A 14,454-nucleotide genomic window follows, 5' to 3' on the forward strand; every position below is an offset into this window, starting at 1 on the left:
CAACTCCCCATCCCCGCACAGGGCTCGATGCGTGTCGGTACCGGCGCCCTCATCGGCACGGGCGCCGGTACCGATCACGTCCAGGACACGCCGTCGGGCGGCTGCGCGGAGCCCACGCACAGCGGTCGGGAGTAGCGTGGGAACGATCATGAAGGTCATCTCGTACAACCTCCAGAAGCACCGGGCAGCCGGCGAACTCGCCGCGCTCGTGCGTGCGCACGATCCCGACGTCCTCTGCCTGCAGGAGTGCGATGTTCCGGAGCTGCCCGCGCAGATCGGCGACCTCGTGCTGGCTGACGCCACGCAGGGCAATCGTCTCGGGCTTGCGCTCTTCTATCGAGCGAGCACATTCCATCTGCAGGCGATCCGCATGCTCGGCCTCAAGAAGTCGTTGCACGACCGCATCGCGAAGCCGGCGCACGAGCGCGTCCTCGGCGCACGATTGCGCGACATCGACGATGGCCAGGACTTCATCGTCGCCTCCTTCCATGCCGCGCCGCTGACCGCGTTGAACTCGTTGCGACGTCACCAGATCCGCGCCGCCCTCACCGAGCTCGCTGCGCTCGGCGAGGGACTGCCGCAGTTGATGGTCGGGGACTACAACTATCCGATCTTCAAGGAGAACCTCGGTCAGGCCGTTCGAGAGCACGGGTATGCGCTGTCGCTCAGCGACGACCACACGTATACGCGCTACCGCGTGTTCCGGGGGCATTACGACTTCGCCACGTCGACCGGCTTCGAGATCGAACGCATCACGACTCTCCCGCAGGGCGCGAGCGATCACCGTCCCATCCTCGTCACGGTCAAGCCCGACTGAGGCCAGGGTTTGGGCATACGCACGGCGTGGCGTATGATTTCTCTTTGGTGCCTTTCCCCGTCCGCGGAGAAGGGGCATCGTCCGAACGTGAGCCCTCCACTGGCGTGTTCCTCCCTGTCGGGAAGAACCACCCCGGAGTGGGATTCACGAACTTCTCCGTTCGACACAAGAAAGCAGCACTATCGTGACGCGCACTTACACCCCCAAGGCTGGCGAAGTCCAGCGCGATTGGGTCGTCATCGACGCCACTGACGTCGTTCTCGGCCGTCTGGCCTCGCACGCCGCAACGCTCCTGCGTGGCAAGCACAAGCCGACCTTCGCCAACCACATCGACTCGGGTGACTTCGTCATCATCGTGAACGCGGAGAAGGTCGCGCTCACGGGTCAGAAGCTCCAGAAGAAGATGGCCTACCGCCACTCCGGTTACCCGGGCGGCCTGAAGTCGGTCACCTACGCCGAGCTCCTCGAGAAGAACCCGGTCCGCGCTGTCGAGAAGGCCATCCGTGGCATGCTCCCCAAGAACAGCATCGGCCGCCAGCAGCTGTCCAAGCTCAAGGTGTATGTCGGTGCCGAGCACCCGCACGCCGCACAGCAGCCGACGCCGTACACCCTCGACCAGGTCGCCCAGTAAGCGCCGTAAAGACTTAAGGACATACTCGTGGCTGACATCCAGGACACCACCGAAACCCCCCAGAACTTCTCGACGTCGACTCCCGAGACCGACGTGGTCGAGGCGGCTCCCCGCCCCGTCCTCAGCGTCCCGGGCGCCGCTGTCGGCCGTCGCAAGCAGGCCATCGCCCGCGTGCGCATCGTCCCCGGCTCGGGCACGATCACGGTCAACGGCCGCACGATCGAGGACTACTTCCCGAACAAGCTGCACCAGCAGCTGATCAACGACCCGTTCACCGTGCTGAACCTCGCTGGTGCGTACGACGTCATCGCACGCATCTCCGGCGGAGGCCCCTCGGGTCAGGCCGGTGCGCTTCGCCTCGGAATCGCCCGTTCGCTGAACGGCATCGACGAGGAGAACAACCGTCCGACCCTGAAGAAGGCCGGCTTCCTCTCGCGCGACGCCCGTGTCAAGGAGCGCAAGAAGGCTGGACTCAAGAAGGCCCGTAAGGCGCCTCAGTACTCGAAGCGTTAAGGTCAACTGCTCCGATGCCGATCTTTGGCACGGACGGTGTGCGAGGACTCGCCAATGGCACCCTCACCGCCGACCTGGCGCTCACCCTGGCCCAGGCGACTGCTGTCGTCCTGGGCCAGGGCCGTACTGCGGAGGCTCGCAAAGCCGAAGGCAAGCGACTCACCGCAGTGGTCGCCCGGGACCCCCGGGTCTCCGGACATTTCATCGCCGCGGCCGTCGCCGCGGGTCTCGCCTCTTCCGGAGTCGACGTGCTCGAGGCGGGAGTCATCCCGACGCCCGCTCTCGCTTTCCTCGTCGCCGATCGCGATGCCGATTTCGGCGTGATGATCTCGGCGTCGCACAACGCTGCGCCCGACAACGGCATCAAGATCTTCGCCCGCGGAGGACGCAAGCTCCCTGACGTGGTCGAGTTGCGCATCGAAGAAGCGCTGACCGGCGACAAGCTGCGCCCGACGGGTGCCGGCGTCGGTCGCATCGACCGGTTCTCCGACGCGGAGGACCGCTACGTGGTGCATCTTCTCGGATCGCTCCCGAACCGGCTGGACGGCATCCACGTGGTGCTCGACTGCGCCCATGGCGCGGCCTCGGGTGTCTCTCCGGAGACATTCCGCGATGCGGGAGCAGAGGTCACCGTGATCGGTGCCGACCCTGACGGCTGGAACATCAACGACGGTGTCGGCTCGACTCACCTGGACAACCTGGCCGAGGCCGTCGTGCGTCTCGGGGCCGACATCGGCATCGCTCACGACGGCGACGCCGACCGCTGCCTCGCCGTGGACGCCGAGGGCAATCACATCGACGGCGACCAGATCATGGCCATCCTCGCAGTGTCCATGAAGGAGCGCGGCCACCTCACGGACGACACGCTGGTCGCCACGGTGATGAGCAATCTCGGTCTGCATGTCGCCATGCGCGAGCACGGGATCACCGTGCGCCAGACGGCCGTCGGAGACCGTTACGTGCTCGAGGACATGAACGAGGGCGGGTACGCCCTCGGCGGTGAGCAGTCCGGTCACGTCATCATGAGCGAGTACGCCACGACAGGCGACGGAATCCTCACCGGCCTCCACCTGGTGGCCGAGATGGCGCGGCAGAAGAAGTCGATCGCTGAGCTCGCCTCGGTGATGACGGTCTACCCGCAGGTTCTCATCAACGTGCGCGACGTGGACAAGGATCGCGTGTCCGATGACGAGGTCGTGCAGCAAGCCGTCCGTGACATCGAGTCCGAGCTGGGCGACTCCGGACGGGTGCTGCTGCGCAAGTCCGGCACCGAGCCGTTGGTGCGCGTGATGGTGGAGGCGGCCGATGCCGAATCCGTGCATGCGTACGCCGGACGCCTCGCAGAGGTGGTCCAAGAGCGCCTGTCGCTCTGACCTGACCTGACGCTACGACGGCCGATCGCTGATCTCAGCGATCGGCCGTCTCGCGTTCGCCGCTCCGTGATCCCGTGTCGCTCTGCGATCCCGTGCCGCTGTGGGCGCGCAGTGCCCGCGGCGTGGCTCCGTAGTCCTCCTGGAGCGCGCGACGGAGGCTGATGGGGGAATGGAAGCCGGAGCGCTGGGACACCTGCTCGATGCTCAGCGCATCGAAACGGCTGTCGATGAGAAGCGATCGGGCGCGGCGCGCGCGCTGGTGTCTGATCTCGCCGGCCACACTGTTCTCCACTTCGGCGAAGACCAGCTGGAGCTGACGGAGGGAGACCTGAACCTCGCGGGCGACGAGGTCAGGATTCAACGCCGGGTCGCCGCACTGCTGTGCGATCACGGCGATGGCGCGGTCGCGCAGCGCGGCGTGGGGAGAGCGTTGCGGGGACGCCGTGTCGACGCGGTCGAGCAGGATCGCTCCGCTCATCTCCACGATCAGATGCTCCATGGCATATCGCTCGATCGCCGTCGCGTCGTCGTCGACGGTGAGGACCTGCTCGATGAACGCCTGCATGGCGCGATCCAACGGGCGCCGCTCTTCGAGGACTCGACTGGTGGCGGGCAGCGTCGCGACGAACGACCCGAGCGCGGAGCGGGGAACAAAGGCGGCGATGATGCGCCAGGCACCGTCGCACCGAACACGTTGGTCGATCCCGGGCGGGGCGATCACGAGCCCGTTGCCGAGCGGCACCCATGGGCCGTGCTGCTCCTTCGCCGAGATTCCCCCTGCCTCCACGAAGGCGAAGACGGCGTGGTGCGGGTGCGCGGTGGTGGTGTCGATCGCCAGTTCGGTCGCCGTGCCCTGCATCGACAGCAGGATCACAGGCCCGGGCGTCCGCCGCGTCGCGCGGATCGTCGCCGGATCGTCGACTGCGCGTACGCCGTGCGAGATCAGTTCGGCCGAGCCGATGGCCAATGCCTCTCCCGGACTCACTCAGCACCCCCCGACGCCGATGATCGATGGGCGGCGCCGAACGATGAGGTCGGCTCGCCGGGCTCGTACCTCCCGCCAGCGGTCTGCGACCGCGGGAGAGGTGCTCGCTTCGTCAGAGGATACCCGCCGGAGGTACGCGGCAACAGGGCGTGTTCGTGCCGCGTCGTCCTCCGCTCATGTTCGAGGGGCGGACGCCGCTCAGGTTCGAGAGGCGGACCAGCTGAGCTGTTCGATGTACCTCAGCAGCACGCCTTCGCGCAGAGCCCATGGCGACACTTCGAGCTCGTCGACGTCGAGGGCCGTCATCGCCGTATGCAGAGAGACCGCGGCGGCCACGATCTGGAACGTCCGGTCCGGAGTGATGCCCGGCAGCTCCTGCCGCGCGGAGGCGGGAAGGCGTGCGAGGCGCGGGATCCACGACCCGAGGGAGGCGCGGGGGAGCAGCATCCGCTCGCTTCCCGACCATCCCGGTACCGGGTACCCGACCAGGCGGGCAAGGGAGCGGATCGCCTTCGACGATCCGACGACATGGTCTGGGCGGGGGAGGGCGACGAACCGCGGCAGCACATCGGCCAAGGTTGTCGTCGCGTGCGCGCGCAGCCGCTCCACCTCGGCCTCGCCCGGAGGATCGTGCGGCAGGAACTGCACCGTCATGCGTCCGGCGCCGAGCGGAACGGACGCGGCCGCGTCCGGCATCTCCTCCGCGCCGGCGGCGATCTCCAGCGAGCCGCCGCCGATGTCGAGGAGCAGGATCTGACCGGCGGACCAGCCGAACCAGCGCCGTACCGCGAGGAACGTCAGCTCGGCCTCGGTCTCACCGTCGAGCACCTGCAACGGCTGGCCGAGGGCTGCTTCGATACGGGCGATGACCTCGCTGCCATTGCGCGCGTCGCGAACCGCACTCGTCGCGGTGGCCAGCAGCGCGTCGACACGCTCGCTCTCGGCCACACGCCGTGCCTGCGCGACCGCTTCCTCGAGCGCGGCGACGCCCTCCTCCGAGATGGAGCCGTCGGGGGTGAGATAGCGCATGAGGCGCAGCACCGTCCTATCGCTCGTCGTCGCGAGCGGCCGTCCACCGGGACGGACGTCGGCAGCGAGCATGTGGACGGTGTTGGATCCGATGTCGAGGACTCCCAGGCGCACGGGAAGAGACTACTCGCCCCCCGGATACGATGTACTCCGTGACCACCGCCGACCCCACACTGCCGCTGTCGCCCTATCGGGAGATCGGACGCGCGGAATGGGCGCGGCTCGCGGCCGGGCTCGACCAGCCGCTCACCGAGACCGAGGTCGTCGAGCTCCGCGGTATCGGGGACCGTCTCTCGCTCACCGAGGTACGCGAGGTGTACCTGCCCCTGAGCCGCCTGCTGAGCCTGTACGCCACGGCGACGAAACGGCTGGGGGCGGCGACCTCCTCCTTCCTCCAGGAGGACGACACCACGACGCCGTTCGTCGTAGGCGTGGCCGGTTCCGTGGCGGTGGGCAAGTCGACCATCGCCCGTCTGCTGCGCGAGCTCATGAGCCGTTGGCCGGGGACGCCGCGGGTGGAGCTGGTCACCACGGATGGCTTCCTGTACCCGAACGCCGAGCTCGAGCGCCGCGGGATCATGGACCGCAAGGGTTTCCCCGAGTCGTACGACCGGCGCGCGCTGATCGAGTTCCTCACCGAGGTCAAGAGCGGTGCCACCGAGGTGCGCGCCCCGTTCTACTCGCACATGCGCTACGACATCGTGCCGGACGCGAACGTCGTGGTGCGTCGCCCCGACGTCGTCATCGTGGAGGGGCTGAACGTGCTGCAGCCGCCGCCGGCTCCGAACGATGTCGCCGTGAGCGACCTGTTCGACTTCTCGATCTTCGTCGACGCCGATACGTCGCATATCGAGAAGTGGTACGTCGACCGCTTCCTCGCACTCCGGCAGGCGGCCTTCAGCAACCCTTCGTCCTACTTCAACGTGTTCGCGCACCTCACGGACGACGAGGCGATCACGACGGCTCTCGGCTACTGGAACGAGATCAACATGCCCAACCTCATCGAGAACGTGATGCCCACCAGGCACCGCGCGCGCCTGGTGCTGCGCAAGGGTGCCGACCACGATGTCGAGACGGTGCTGCTGCGCAAGCTCTGACCCCGCGTGCGACCCGCGACGGGGCGGAAGAATGTACGGACGACTCGCAAAAAACTCGTCTTACTCTTGATCGCATGTGTGGAATCGTCGGATACGTGGGCCCGCGCCCCAGCCAGGAGATCCTTCTCGCAGGCCTCGCACGCCTGGAGTACCGCGGATACGACTCGGCGGGTGTCGCCGTCATCGATGGCGGCGGCTCGCTCGGCATGCGCAAGAAGGCGGGAAAGCTCGCCGTGCTGCGCGATTCGCTCGCCGACGCGCCGCTCCCTGACGGGTCGACCGGCATCGGGCACACCCGCTGGGCGACCCACGGAGGACCGACCGACGGCAACGCGCACCCGCACCTTGCCGACGACGACAAGCTCGCCGTCATCCACAACGGCATCATCGAGAACTTCGCCGCACTGCGCGACGAGCTCCTCGCCGACGGCGTCGTGTTCCGCAGTGAGACCGACACCGAGGTCGCTGCTGCGCTCCTCGGACGCGAGTACGCCGGCAACGGCGGCGACCTGCAGCTCGCCTTCCGCAGCGTCGTGAACCGCCTCGAAGGTGCGTTCACCCTGCTGGCGATGCACCAGGACCACCCCGGTCTGGTGGTCGGCGCCCGCCGCAACTCCCCGCTCGTGATCGGACTCGGCGAGGGCGAGAACTTCCTCGGCTCCGACGTCGCCGCGTTCATCGAGCACACGCGCAAGGCGCTTGCGATCGGCCAGGATCAGATCGTCTCGATCACCCCCGACGCCGTCACTGTGATGGACTTCGCCGGTACGCCCGTCGAGCCCGAGCCGTTCGACGTGTCGTGGGATGCCGCCGCTGCCGAGAAGGGCGGATGGTCGAGCTTCATGGCCAAGGAGGTCGCAGAGCAGCCCGAGGCCGTCGCCAACACCATCCGCGGTCGCATCCACGACGGACAGGTCGTCATCCCGGAGCTCGACGGACTGGACGAGCTCTTCGTGGGTATCAACCGCGTGATCATCACCGCCTGCGGCACGGCGTCATACGCGGCGTTGGTGGGCAAGTACGCGATCGAGCAGTGGGCACGTGTCGCCGTCGACGTGGAGCTCGCCCACGAGTTCCGCTACCGCGACCCCGTGATCGGCGCCGACACCCTCGTCGTGTCGATCAGCCAGTCGGGCGAGACCATGGACACCCTGATGGCCGTGAAGTACGCCAGGGAACGCGGTGCGCGCACCCTGTCGATCTGCAACACGCAGGGCGCCACGATCCCGCGCGAGTCGGATGCCGTCGTGTACACCCATGCCGGCCCCGAGGTCGCCGTGGCCTCGACCAAGGCGTTCTCCGCGCAGATCACCGCGCTCCTGCTGCTGGGCCTGCACATGGGCCGGGTGCGCGGTGCGGTCGCCGATGCCTCGGTCGACGTCGACGAACTCGCTGCTCTTCCCGAGAAGATCGCCAAGGTGCTCGAGAGCGAGCAGGAGCACGTCACCCAGCTCGCCGGGTGGATGGCCGACACCCGCTCGGTGCTGTTCCTGGGACGCCACGTCGGGTACCCGATCGCCCTCGAAGGCGCTCTCAAGCTCAAGGAGATCTCCTACATCCACGCCGAGGGCTTCGCCGCCGGCGAGCTCAAGCACGGACCGATCGCATTGATCGAACCCGGGCAGCCGGTGTTCGTGCTGGTTCCCTCCCCGCGTCACTCCGCGCTCGTGCACTCCAAGGTCGTCTCGAACATCCAGGAGATCCGCGCGCGCGGTGCCCGGGTGATCGTGATCGCCGAGGAAGGCGACGCCGCCGTGCTGCCGTTCGCCGACGAGGTCATCCACATCCCGCTCGCCGGAGCGATGTTCGAGCCGCTGCTCGCGGTCGTGCCGCTGCAGATCTTCGCGATGGCGCTGGCCACGGCGAAGGGCCTCGACGTCGACCAGCCGCGTAACCTCGCCAAGTCGGTCACGGTCGAGTAGACCCGCCCTCCGAATCGCGCGAATGGCTTCGTTTCCAGTGGAAACGGAGCCATTTGGGCGATTTCAACCGGAATCAGGCTCGGTAGGCTGAACGGGTGATCATCGGCACCGGAATCGACCTCGTGGACATCCCGCGATTCGAGCGGACGATGGCACGGACGCCGCGATTGCGCGAACGGCTCTTCGCCCCGCCGGAGCGCACCCTCCGCCTTCCGTCCCTCGCCGCCCGCTACGCGGCCAAGGAGGCGCTGATCAAGGCGCTCGGTGGCTCGGACGGCGTGCACTGGACCGAGATCGAGATCGCGTCGGAGCCGTCTGGTCGCCCGCATTTCGTGCTCTCCGGCTCGACGGCCGCCGTCGTCGAGGAACGCGGCATCCTGACGCTGCATCTGACACTCACCCACGACGCCGGTCTCGCCGCAGCGTTCGTCGTCGCCGAAGGAGCACCGCTGTGACCGTCCCGTTCCGCGAAGCGACCATCGATCTCGACGCGATCGCCGACAACGTGCGTCATTTCCGACGACTCACCGGGGTCGAGGTGATCGCCATCGTGAAGGCCAACGCCTACGGCCACGGCGCGGCGGCGGCGGCCGTCGCGGCGCTCTCCGCCGGTGCCACCCGCGTCGGCGTCGCCGAGATCCCCGAGGCGCTCGAACTGCGCCGACAGGGCGTGCGTGCACCGATCATGGCGTGGCTGCACGCGCCGGGGGAACGATTCGAGCACGCCGCCGCGGAGGACATCGAGGTGGGGATCTCGTCGTTCGACCAGCTCGAGGCGGCCGGAGCTGCCGCCACGGTCGACCGTCCGGTCGGCGTGCACCTGAAGTTCGAGACCGGGCTGTCGCGCAACGGCATCGCCCCCGCCGACTGGGGCCGCGTGCTGGCCGAGGCCGCGCGCCTCGAGCGCATCGGACGCCTGCGCATCGTCGGGCTGTTCAGCCACCTCTCCAACACGTCGGTCGACGACGACAGAGCTGCGCTCGCGAAGTTCGAGGAAGGCGTCGCCGCGGCGGCGGCTTTCGGCATCCGCCCCGAGATCCGGCACATCGCTGCGACGGCCGCCGCCATCGACCTGCCGGAGATGCGCCTCGACGCGGTGCGCATCGGCGTGGGGCTCTTCGGCCTCTCGCCGTTCGACGACCGCAGCTCCGCGGAGCTCGGTCTGCGCCCGGCGATGACGCTCCGCGGTGCGATCGCCGCCGTCCGCAGAGTGCCCGCAGGAACCGGCGTCTCCTACGGCTACGACCATCGCACCGACCGCGACACGACGTTGGTCCTGGTGCCTCTCGGATACGCCGACGGGGTGCCGCGGAACGCATCGGGAAAGCTCCCGGTCTCGATCGGCGGACGCCGGTTCGTGAACGTGGGACGCATCGCGATGGATCAGTTCGTCGTCGACGTCGGAGACGCTCCGGTCTCGATCGGCGATGAGGTGGTCCTGTTCGGCGACCCCACCCTCGGCGTACCGTCCGCGACGGACTGGGCGGATGCCGCCGACACCATCAACTACGAGATCGTCACCCGCATCGGTCCGCGCGTCCCCCGGCGGACCTCGTGAGCGTGGACCCTGCGTTCCTCGGTCGACGAGAGATCGCGACCGCCGACGCGATGGAGCAGTTGGGCGTGCGGATCGGGGAACAGCTGGAAGCCGGCGACCTGCTCGTCCTGACGGGCCCGCTGGGCGCGGGGAAGACCACGTTCACCCGCGGCCTCGCCGAGGGGCTCGGAGTGCGCGGTCCCGTGCAGAGTCCGACCTTCATCATAGCCCGCACGCATCCCTCGCTGGTCGGCGGAGCGCCACTCGTGCATGTCGACGCCTACCGGCTCGGTTCCGCCGCGGAGCTCGACGACCTCGATCTCGACCTCGAGCGATCGGTCGTGGTGGTGGAGTGGGGACGCGGTATGGCCGAGGAACTGGCCGACTCGTGGTGGGATGTCGAGGTGGAGCGCCCGGTCGGATCCTCCGATCTGGACCCGTCGGAGCTCGACGCCGACGCGCCGAGGGTCGTCACGATCGTGCGAGAGAGCATCGCATGACCCCGGCCGTGGATCGCGCTCTCGTCGCCGTGATCGTCGAGGACGACCCCGATGTGCGATCCCTCCTGGAAGAGGTGTTCCTCGCCGCCGGTTTCGAGACGATCCTCACCGGTTCCGGGTTGGAGGGGCTCGCGGCCATCGAGCAGCACCACCCGGTGATCACGACGCTCGACATCAATCTCCCCGGCATCGACGGCTTCGAGGTCGCACGACGCATCCGGCGGATCAGCGACACCTTCATCATCATGCTCTCCGCGCTCTCCGAGGAGTCCGACGTTGTCCTCGGCCTCACGTCGGGAGCAGACGAGTATCTGGTGAAGCCGTTCCGTCCGCGCGAACTGCGTGCGCGCATCGAGGCGCTGCTGCGGCGCCCCCGCGTCGCCGATCCCCGCCCCTCGGAACCCCACCCTTCCGAACCCCGCTCCGTGCTCCCCCGGCTCCCGGAGACCGGACGAGCGGCGGTCGAGCCCGACCCGGCGGCAGACGGTGCCACCGTCCTCACCTGGCGGGGCCGTGTCCATCGGGATCTCAGCCTCGACCTCGACACAAGGATGGTCCTGATCGGGCAGCGGCGCATCGACCTCACGCCGACCGAGTTCGACCTGCTCGCGATGCTGCTCGAGGCCGGGCTCCGCGTGCGCAGCAAAGCCGATCTCGCGCGAGGGTTGCGCGGCGCACCCGAGGGCTCGAACGAGTACGTGAGCGAGCCGGACAAACGGGCGATCGAGACCCATATCGCCAATCTGCGGCGCAAGCTCCGCGACAGCACGACGCAGCCGCGCTACATCGAGACGGTGCGCGGCGTCGGCTATCGTCTCACGCCGGCCGATGGTCCGTGAATGCCGCGGGGCGGGACCGTGGTTCCCCAACCACGGCCCCGGTTGCCTGCGAATCCCCACTCGCGTGGCCCCAGCGTCTGCGTTGTTCCCCAGTCGCAGTATCGGCCCCCACTCAGAATGCTAGGGGTGCGAGGCCACCTGAAGAGCGGGCTGCATCGATCTTTGAGTAATCTTGCGGCAAAGCTGAGGTTCGAGGGGGAGGGTGAGCGCTGATGGTCCGCACTGTGTCTATCTGGCGCTGGCAGCTCGTCTTCACCGGCAGCATCGTGGCGATCGTCGTGATGATCACCGCGTTCAAGCCGCAGACCTTCGCCAACCCACTGGTGGTCGCCGGCGTCGGTCTCGTGATCGTCACCACGCTCATGACCCTGGCGCTGCCGTGGCACCGGCTCCCGCGCACGGCCGCCACCGTCGTGCCGCTCCTGGACGCGCTCGCCGTGGGCTTCACGACCAACGCGCCCGACCTCCGCCTCGGGTTCCTCTGGGTCTTTCCCGTCGTGTGGCTGGCCAGCTACTTTACGATGCCCTGGGTGCTCGGAGGCATCGCCTTCATCAGCGCCACTCTCGTGCTGTTCGCCGATCAGAGCGGTACCCCGGCCGACATCCTGCTACGGCTGCTCACCCTCGTGATCACCCTGGGCTTCCTCGGGGTGACGGTCCGCATCGGCGCGCAGCGCTCCCGCGCCGCGCGCCGCCTCCTGCAGCGCCGATCCGAGCAGGTCAACCGCGCCGCCGAGCGGGCGGAGGCGAACCAGCGACGCGTCACGCAGATCGTCGACGCGCTGAGCGTGGCGCTCGTGGTCGTGACGACCGGCGGGCGCGTCCTGCAGATGAACGACGCCTACCGCACGCTCTACGGTCGTGATCGCTTCGGTGCCGCTCTGCCCTCGGCCGCGGTCGAGTACGACGCGCGGCGTGGCACGGCGCTTCCGCCATCGCGCACCTCGCTCGCCCGAGCCGCCGGTGGCGAGCGGCTGCAGGCGGAACGGGTGTGGCTGTTCGACGGCACGGGACAGTGGCGTGCGCTCGAGGTGAGCACACAGCCGATGGCCACCGCGGGAGAGGGCGAGGACATCACGCTCGTCGTGATCGACGACGTGACGGCGCTGCTCGAAGTCGACGAGGAACGACGCACCTTCAATGCGGTCGTCTCCCATGAACTGCGCAATCCGCTCACCGCGATCCTCGGTCACGTCGACCTGCTCCGCGAGCGCGACGACCTGCCGGGACGCGTGCCGGCGCAGCTCGAGATCATCGCGCACGCGGGTGAGCGGATGCAGGACCTGGTCTCGAGCATCCTGCAGCAGACGAGCCGCTCCGCGCAGGAGCCGTTTGCCCCGGTCGATCTGCGCGAGGTGGTCGAGGCGGCGGCCGCCTCGTACGCACCCGTCATCGCCGGCAACAGACAGGAACTCGGGATCGGGGGCGCCGCACGCCTGGTGATCTCGGGCGATCCCTTCCGGCTGCGGCAGGTGCTCGACAACCTCCTCAGCAACGCCGCCAAGTACACCCCTGCAGGAGGGCGCATCGAAATCGGTCTGGGGACGGCCACGACGGGTCAGGCGGAGGTCACGATCGTCGACGACGGATTCGGGATGACCCCGGAGGATCTGTCACGGGTGTTCGAGCCCTACTTCCGCACCGAGAGCGCTGTGCGTGCCGGCATCAGCGGCACGGGACTGGGAATGGGGATCGTGCGCGAGATCGTCGCCGCGCATGAGGGCAGCATCGACGTCTCCAGCGAGATCGCGGTCGGCACCCGGGTGACACTCCGCTTCCCGCCGCGTTCCCCGGAAGAGGTGCAGACGTGAACCCGCTCGTCCCCGTCAACGTCGACATCACGACGAGCATGGTGGCCGTCGTCACCGTGCTCACGGTGATGGTCGTGGGCCTCGGCACCCTCGCCCGCCCGTCGAAGGCGACGGTGACCTGGGGAGCGGCCTTCGGCCTGGGGATGCTGGCGGCCTACCTCTGGCTCGCGGGCCAGCAGACCGAGGAACCGGTGTTGCGCGGAGCCGCTTCCGCGTTGATGCTCTGCTTCGAACCGCTGGTCTGGATCGGCCTGCGGATGCACCTCGGTCGGCGAGCGCGCTGGTGGCCGGTCGTCGTCTTCATCCTGGTCTCTCCCACGCTCCTGGTGGCCACGGCCGGCAGCGTCTGGTATCTGCCCTCGTTCCAGCTCGTCTTCCTCGGGAGCGCCGTCTTCGCAGGCCTGGTGGCCTACGAGCTGCTGCGGGACAGGCCGGCCGTCAGGGACATCGTGCTGCCGTTGGCCCTCGCTTCATGCGGCTTCGTCGTGGTGGCGGTCGTGAGCGCCGTGTCCGCCCTGGTCTCCGGTGGCGCCGGCACCGAGGCGCAGTTGAGCGCACTGCGCGGTATGAATGCCGTCGGCACGGTGGTGGTGAGCACGTGCGCGGCGTTCACCCTGGTGCTGCTGGTGCGTTCGGAGCAGAAGACGAGGGACGCCGATGACATCGCCGACCGCGCCCGTCGCCGGCTCCGCAAGGCCGAGGCGCAGAACGACCTGCCGTGGTCGGTCCTCGATATCCGGCTCGACGATCCGGCCGACCTCCGGGAGGCGTCGACGGGTTCCGCGTTCGCCATGATCGTCGACCGTTTCCATCACGACATCCAGGAGGGGCTCCCCGCGTCGGCCGACGCCGATCGGGTCGCCGACGGTCGCGCGATCGTCGTCATCCGCGGTGGCGACGAGTCGGTCCGGCACCACCTGCGGGGGATCCTGACCCGCATCTCGGTGATCGACAGGGAGACGGCGGTCACCGGGATCCGATCCTCGGCGAGCATCGGCTGGGCGACCGCCTCGGTCGTCGGTTACGACTACGACGCCCTCGTCGCCGCGGCGGGCAGAGCAGCGGTCAGGGCGCGGGATGCCGGCGGCGATCAGTGGAAGCGCGCCACCGCGGCGGATCTCACGTCGGCCTGAGGAGATGTCCGGCTAGGCGGGGCGGGATTCCCGGCCGCGGGCGAGGGCGGCGGCGATCGCTCCTTCGGCCTCGGCATCGGTCTCCGCGGCGGCGGACACGTTCTCGGCGACGACCGCCTCGATGATCTCGGTGCGCTGGATGCGCGTCTCGCGCGGTGCCTTCACGCCGATCCGCACGCTGTCGCCCTTGATCTCGAGCAGCGTGATCTCGATGTCGCCGTCGATGCGCACGCTCTCACCGATCCGCCTCGTCAAAACCAGCATTCG

General features: G+C 68.5%; 15 protein-coding genes. 12 read left to right on the forward strand and 3 right to left on the reverse strand.

Going from position 1 to position 14,454, the window contains the following annotated elements; translation table 11 throughout:
• Positions 1 to 148 precede the first annotated feature (148 nt).
• The 4 genes from GLO27_RS01090 to glmM all read left to right on the forward strand — a co-directional run bounded on the left by GLO27_RS01090 (position 149) and on the right by glmM (position 3,334).
• Positions 149 to 817 carry an endonuclease/exonuclease/phosphatase family protein gene (locus GLO27_RS01090; protein WP_021198972.1) on the forward strand — a complete coding sequence of 223 codons (669 nt, stop codon included), beginning with the start codon at positions 149 to 151 and terminating at the stop codon, positions 815 to 817.
• 184 nt (positions 818 to 1,001) lie between these two features.
• Positions 1,002 to 1,448: a 50S ribosomal protein L13 gene (gene rplM, locus GLO27_RS01095; protein WP_017828209.1), complete on the forward strand. Its 447-nt coding sequence runs from the start codon at positions 1,002 to 1,004 to the stop codon at positions 1,446 to 1,448.
• A gap of 27 nt (positions 1,449 to 1,475) precedes the next feature.
• On the forward strand, positions 1,476 to 1,961 hold the full coding sequence (rpsI, locus tag GLO27_RS01100; RefSeq protein WP_017828210.1) for a 30S ribosomal protein S9: 486 nt from the start codon (positions 1,476 to 1,478) through the stop codon (positions 1,959 to 1,961).
• A 14-nt stretch (positions 1,962 to 1,975) separates the two neighbouring features.
• Positions 1,976 to 3,334, forward strand: a complete 1,359-nt coding sequence (gene glmM / locus GLO27_RS01105; protein WP_021198971.1) for a phosphoglucosamine mutase — start codon at positions 1,976 to 1,978, stop codon at positions 3,332 to 3,334.
• 34 nt (positions 3,335 to 3,368) lie between these two features.
• Here glmM and GLO27_RS20210 read toward each other — a convergent pair whose 3' ends face one another.
• Positions 3,369 to 4,319, reverse strand: coding sequence for a helix-turn-helix domain-containing protein (locus tag GLO27_RS20210; protein ID WP_152525865.1), 951 nt, complete (start codon positions 4,317 to 4,319; stop codon positions 3,369 to 3,371).
• 198 nt (positions 4,320 to 4,517) lie between these two features.
• The gene (locus GLO27_RS01115) at positions 4,518 to 5,462 is read right to left on the reverse strand and encodes a hypothetical protein (RefSeq protein WP_021198969.1); all 945 of its coding nucleotides are present in this window, start codon (positions 5,460 to 5,462) and stop codon (positions 4,518 to 4,520) included.
• Between the two features lie 29 nt (positions 5,463 to 5,491).
• On the opposite strand from GLO27_RS01115, the gene coaA reads away from it, so the two are divergent.
• The 8 genes from coaA (at position 5,492) to GLO27_RS01155 (ending at position 14,187) form a co-directional block, all read left to right on the forward strand.
• Entirely contained in the window at positions 5,492 to 6,445 is a 954-nt protein-coding gene (coaA, locus tag GLO27_RS01120) for a type I pantothenate kinase (RefSeq protein ID WP_021198968.1), read from the forward strand.
• A gap of 74 nt (positions 6,446 to 6,519) precedes the next feature.
• The gene (glmS, locus tag GLO27_RS01125) at positions 6,520 to 8,367 is read left to right on the forward strand and encodes a glutamine--fructose-6-phosphate transaminase (isomerizing) (protein ID WP_021198967.1); all 1,848 of its coding nucleotides are present in this window, start codon (positions 6,520 to 6,522) and stop codon (positions 8,365 to 8,367) included.
• Between the two features lie 95 nt (positions 8,368 to 8,462).
• Positions 8,463 to 8,822 (forward strand): holo-ACP synthase, encoded by a 360-nt coding sequence (locus GLO27_RS01130; protein ID WP_167253230.1) that lies wholly within the window; start codon positions 8,463 to 8,465, stop codon positions 8,820 to 8,822.
• Positions 8,819 to 9,925: an alanine racemase gene (gene alr, locus GLO27_RS01135; RefSeq protein ID WP_167253232.1), complete on the forward strand. Its 1,107-nt coding sequence runs from the start codon at positions 8,819 to 8,821 to the stop codon at positions 9,923 to 9,925. The genes GLO27_RS01130 and alr overlap by 4 nt, the downstream gene beginning before the upstream one ends.
• Positions 9,926 to 9,975: 50 nt before the next feature.
• Positions 9,976 to 10,404, forward strand: a complete 429-nt coding sequence (tsaE, locus tag GLO27_RS01140; protein ID WP_167253495.1) for a tRNA (adenosine(37)-N6)-threonylcarbamoyltransferase complex ATPase subunit type 1 TsaE — start codon at positions 9,976 to 9,978, stop codon at positions 10,402 to 10,404.
• On the forward strand, positions 10,401 to 11,243 hold the full coding sequence (locus GLO27_RS01145) for a response regulator transcription factor (protein WP_167253234.1): 843 nt from the start codon (positions 10,401 to 10,403) through the stop codon (positions 11,241 to 11,243). Before tsaE ends, GLO27_RS01145 begins: the two co-directional genes overlap by 4 nt.
• A 212-nt stretch (positions 11,244 to 11,455) precedes the next feature.
• Positions 11,456 to 13,054 (forward strand): PAS domain-containing sensor histidine kinase, encoded by a 1,599-nt coding sequence (locus GLO27_RS01150; protein WP_021198962.1) that lies wholly within the window; start codon positions 11,456 to 11,458, stop codon positions 13,052 to 13,054.
• Positions 13,051 to 14,187, forward strand: a complete 1,137-nt coding sequence (locus GLO27_RS01155; protein WP_029258638.1) for a hypothetical protein — start codon at positions 13,051 to 13,053, stop codon at positions 14,185 to 14,187. Before GLO27_RS01150 ends, GLO27_RS01155 begins: the two co-directional genes overlap by 4 nt.
• A 12-nt stretch (positions 14,188 to 14,199) precedes the next feature.
• Here GLO27_RS01155 and csrA read toward each other — a convergent pair whose 3' ends face one another.
• The gene (gene csrA, locus GLO27_RS01160; protein ID WP_029258637.1) at positions 14,200 to 14,451 is read right to left on the reverse strand and encodes a carbon storage regulator CsrA; all 252 of its coding nucleotides are present in this window, start codon (positions 14,449 to 14,451) and stop codon (positions 14,200 to 14,202) included.
• Between the last annotated feature and the right edge of the window lie 3 nt (positions 14,452 to 14,454).

This window comes from Microbacterium sp. Be9 (assembly GCF_011754135.1).
In the GTDB taxonomy this organism is placed as follows: Bacteria; Actinomycetota; Actinomycetes; order Actinomycetales; family Microbacteriaceae; genus Microbacterium; species Microbacterium maritypicum_A.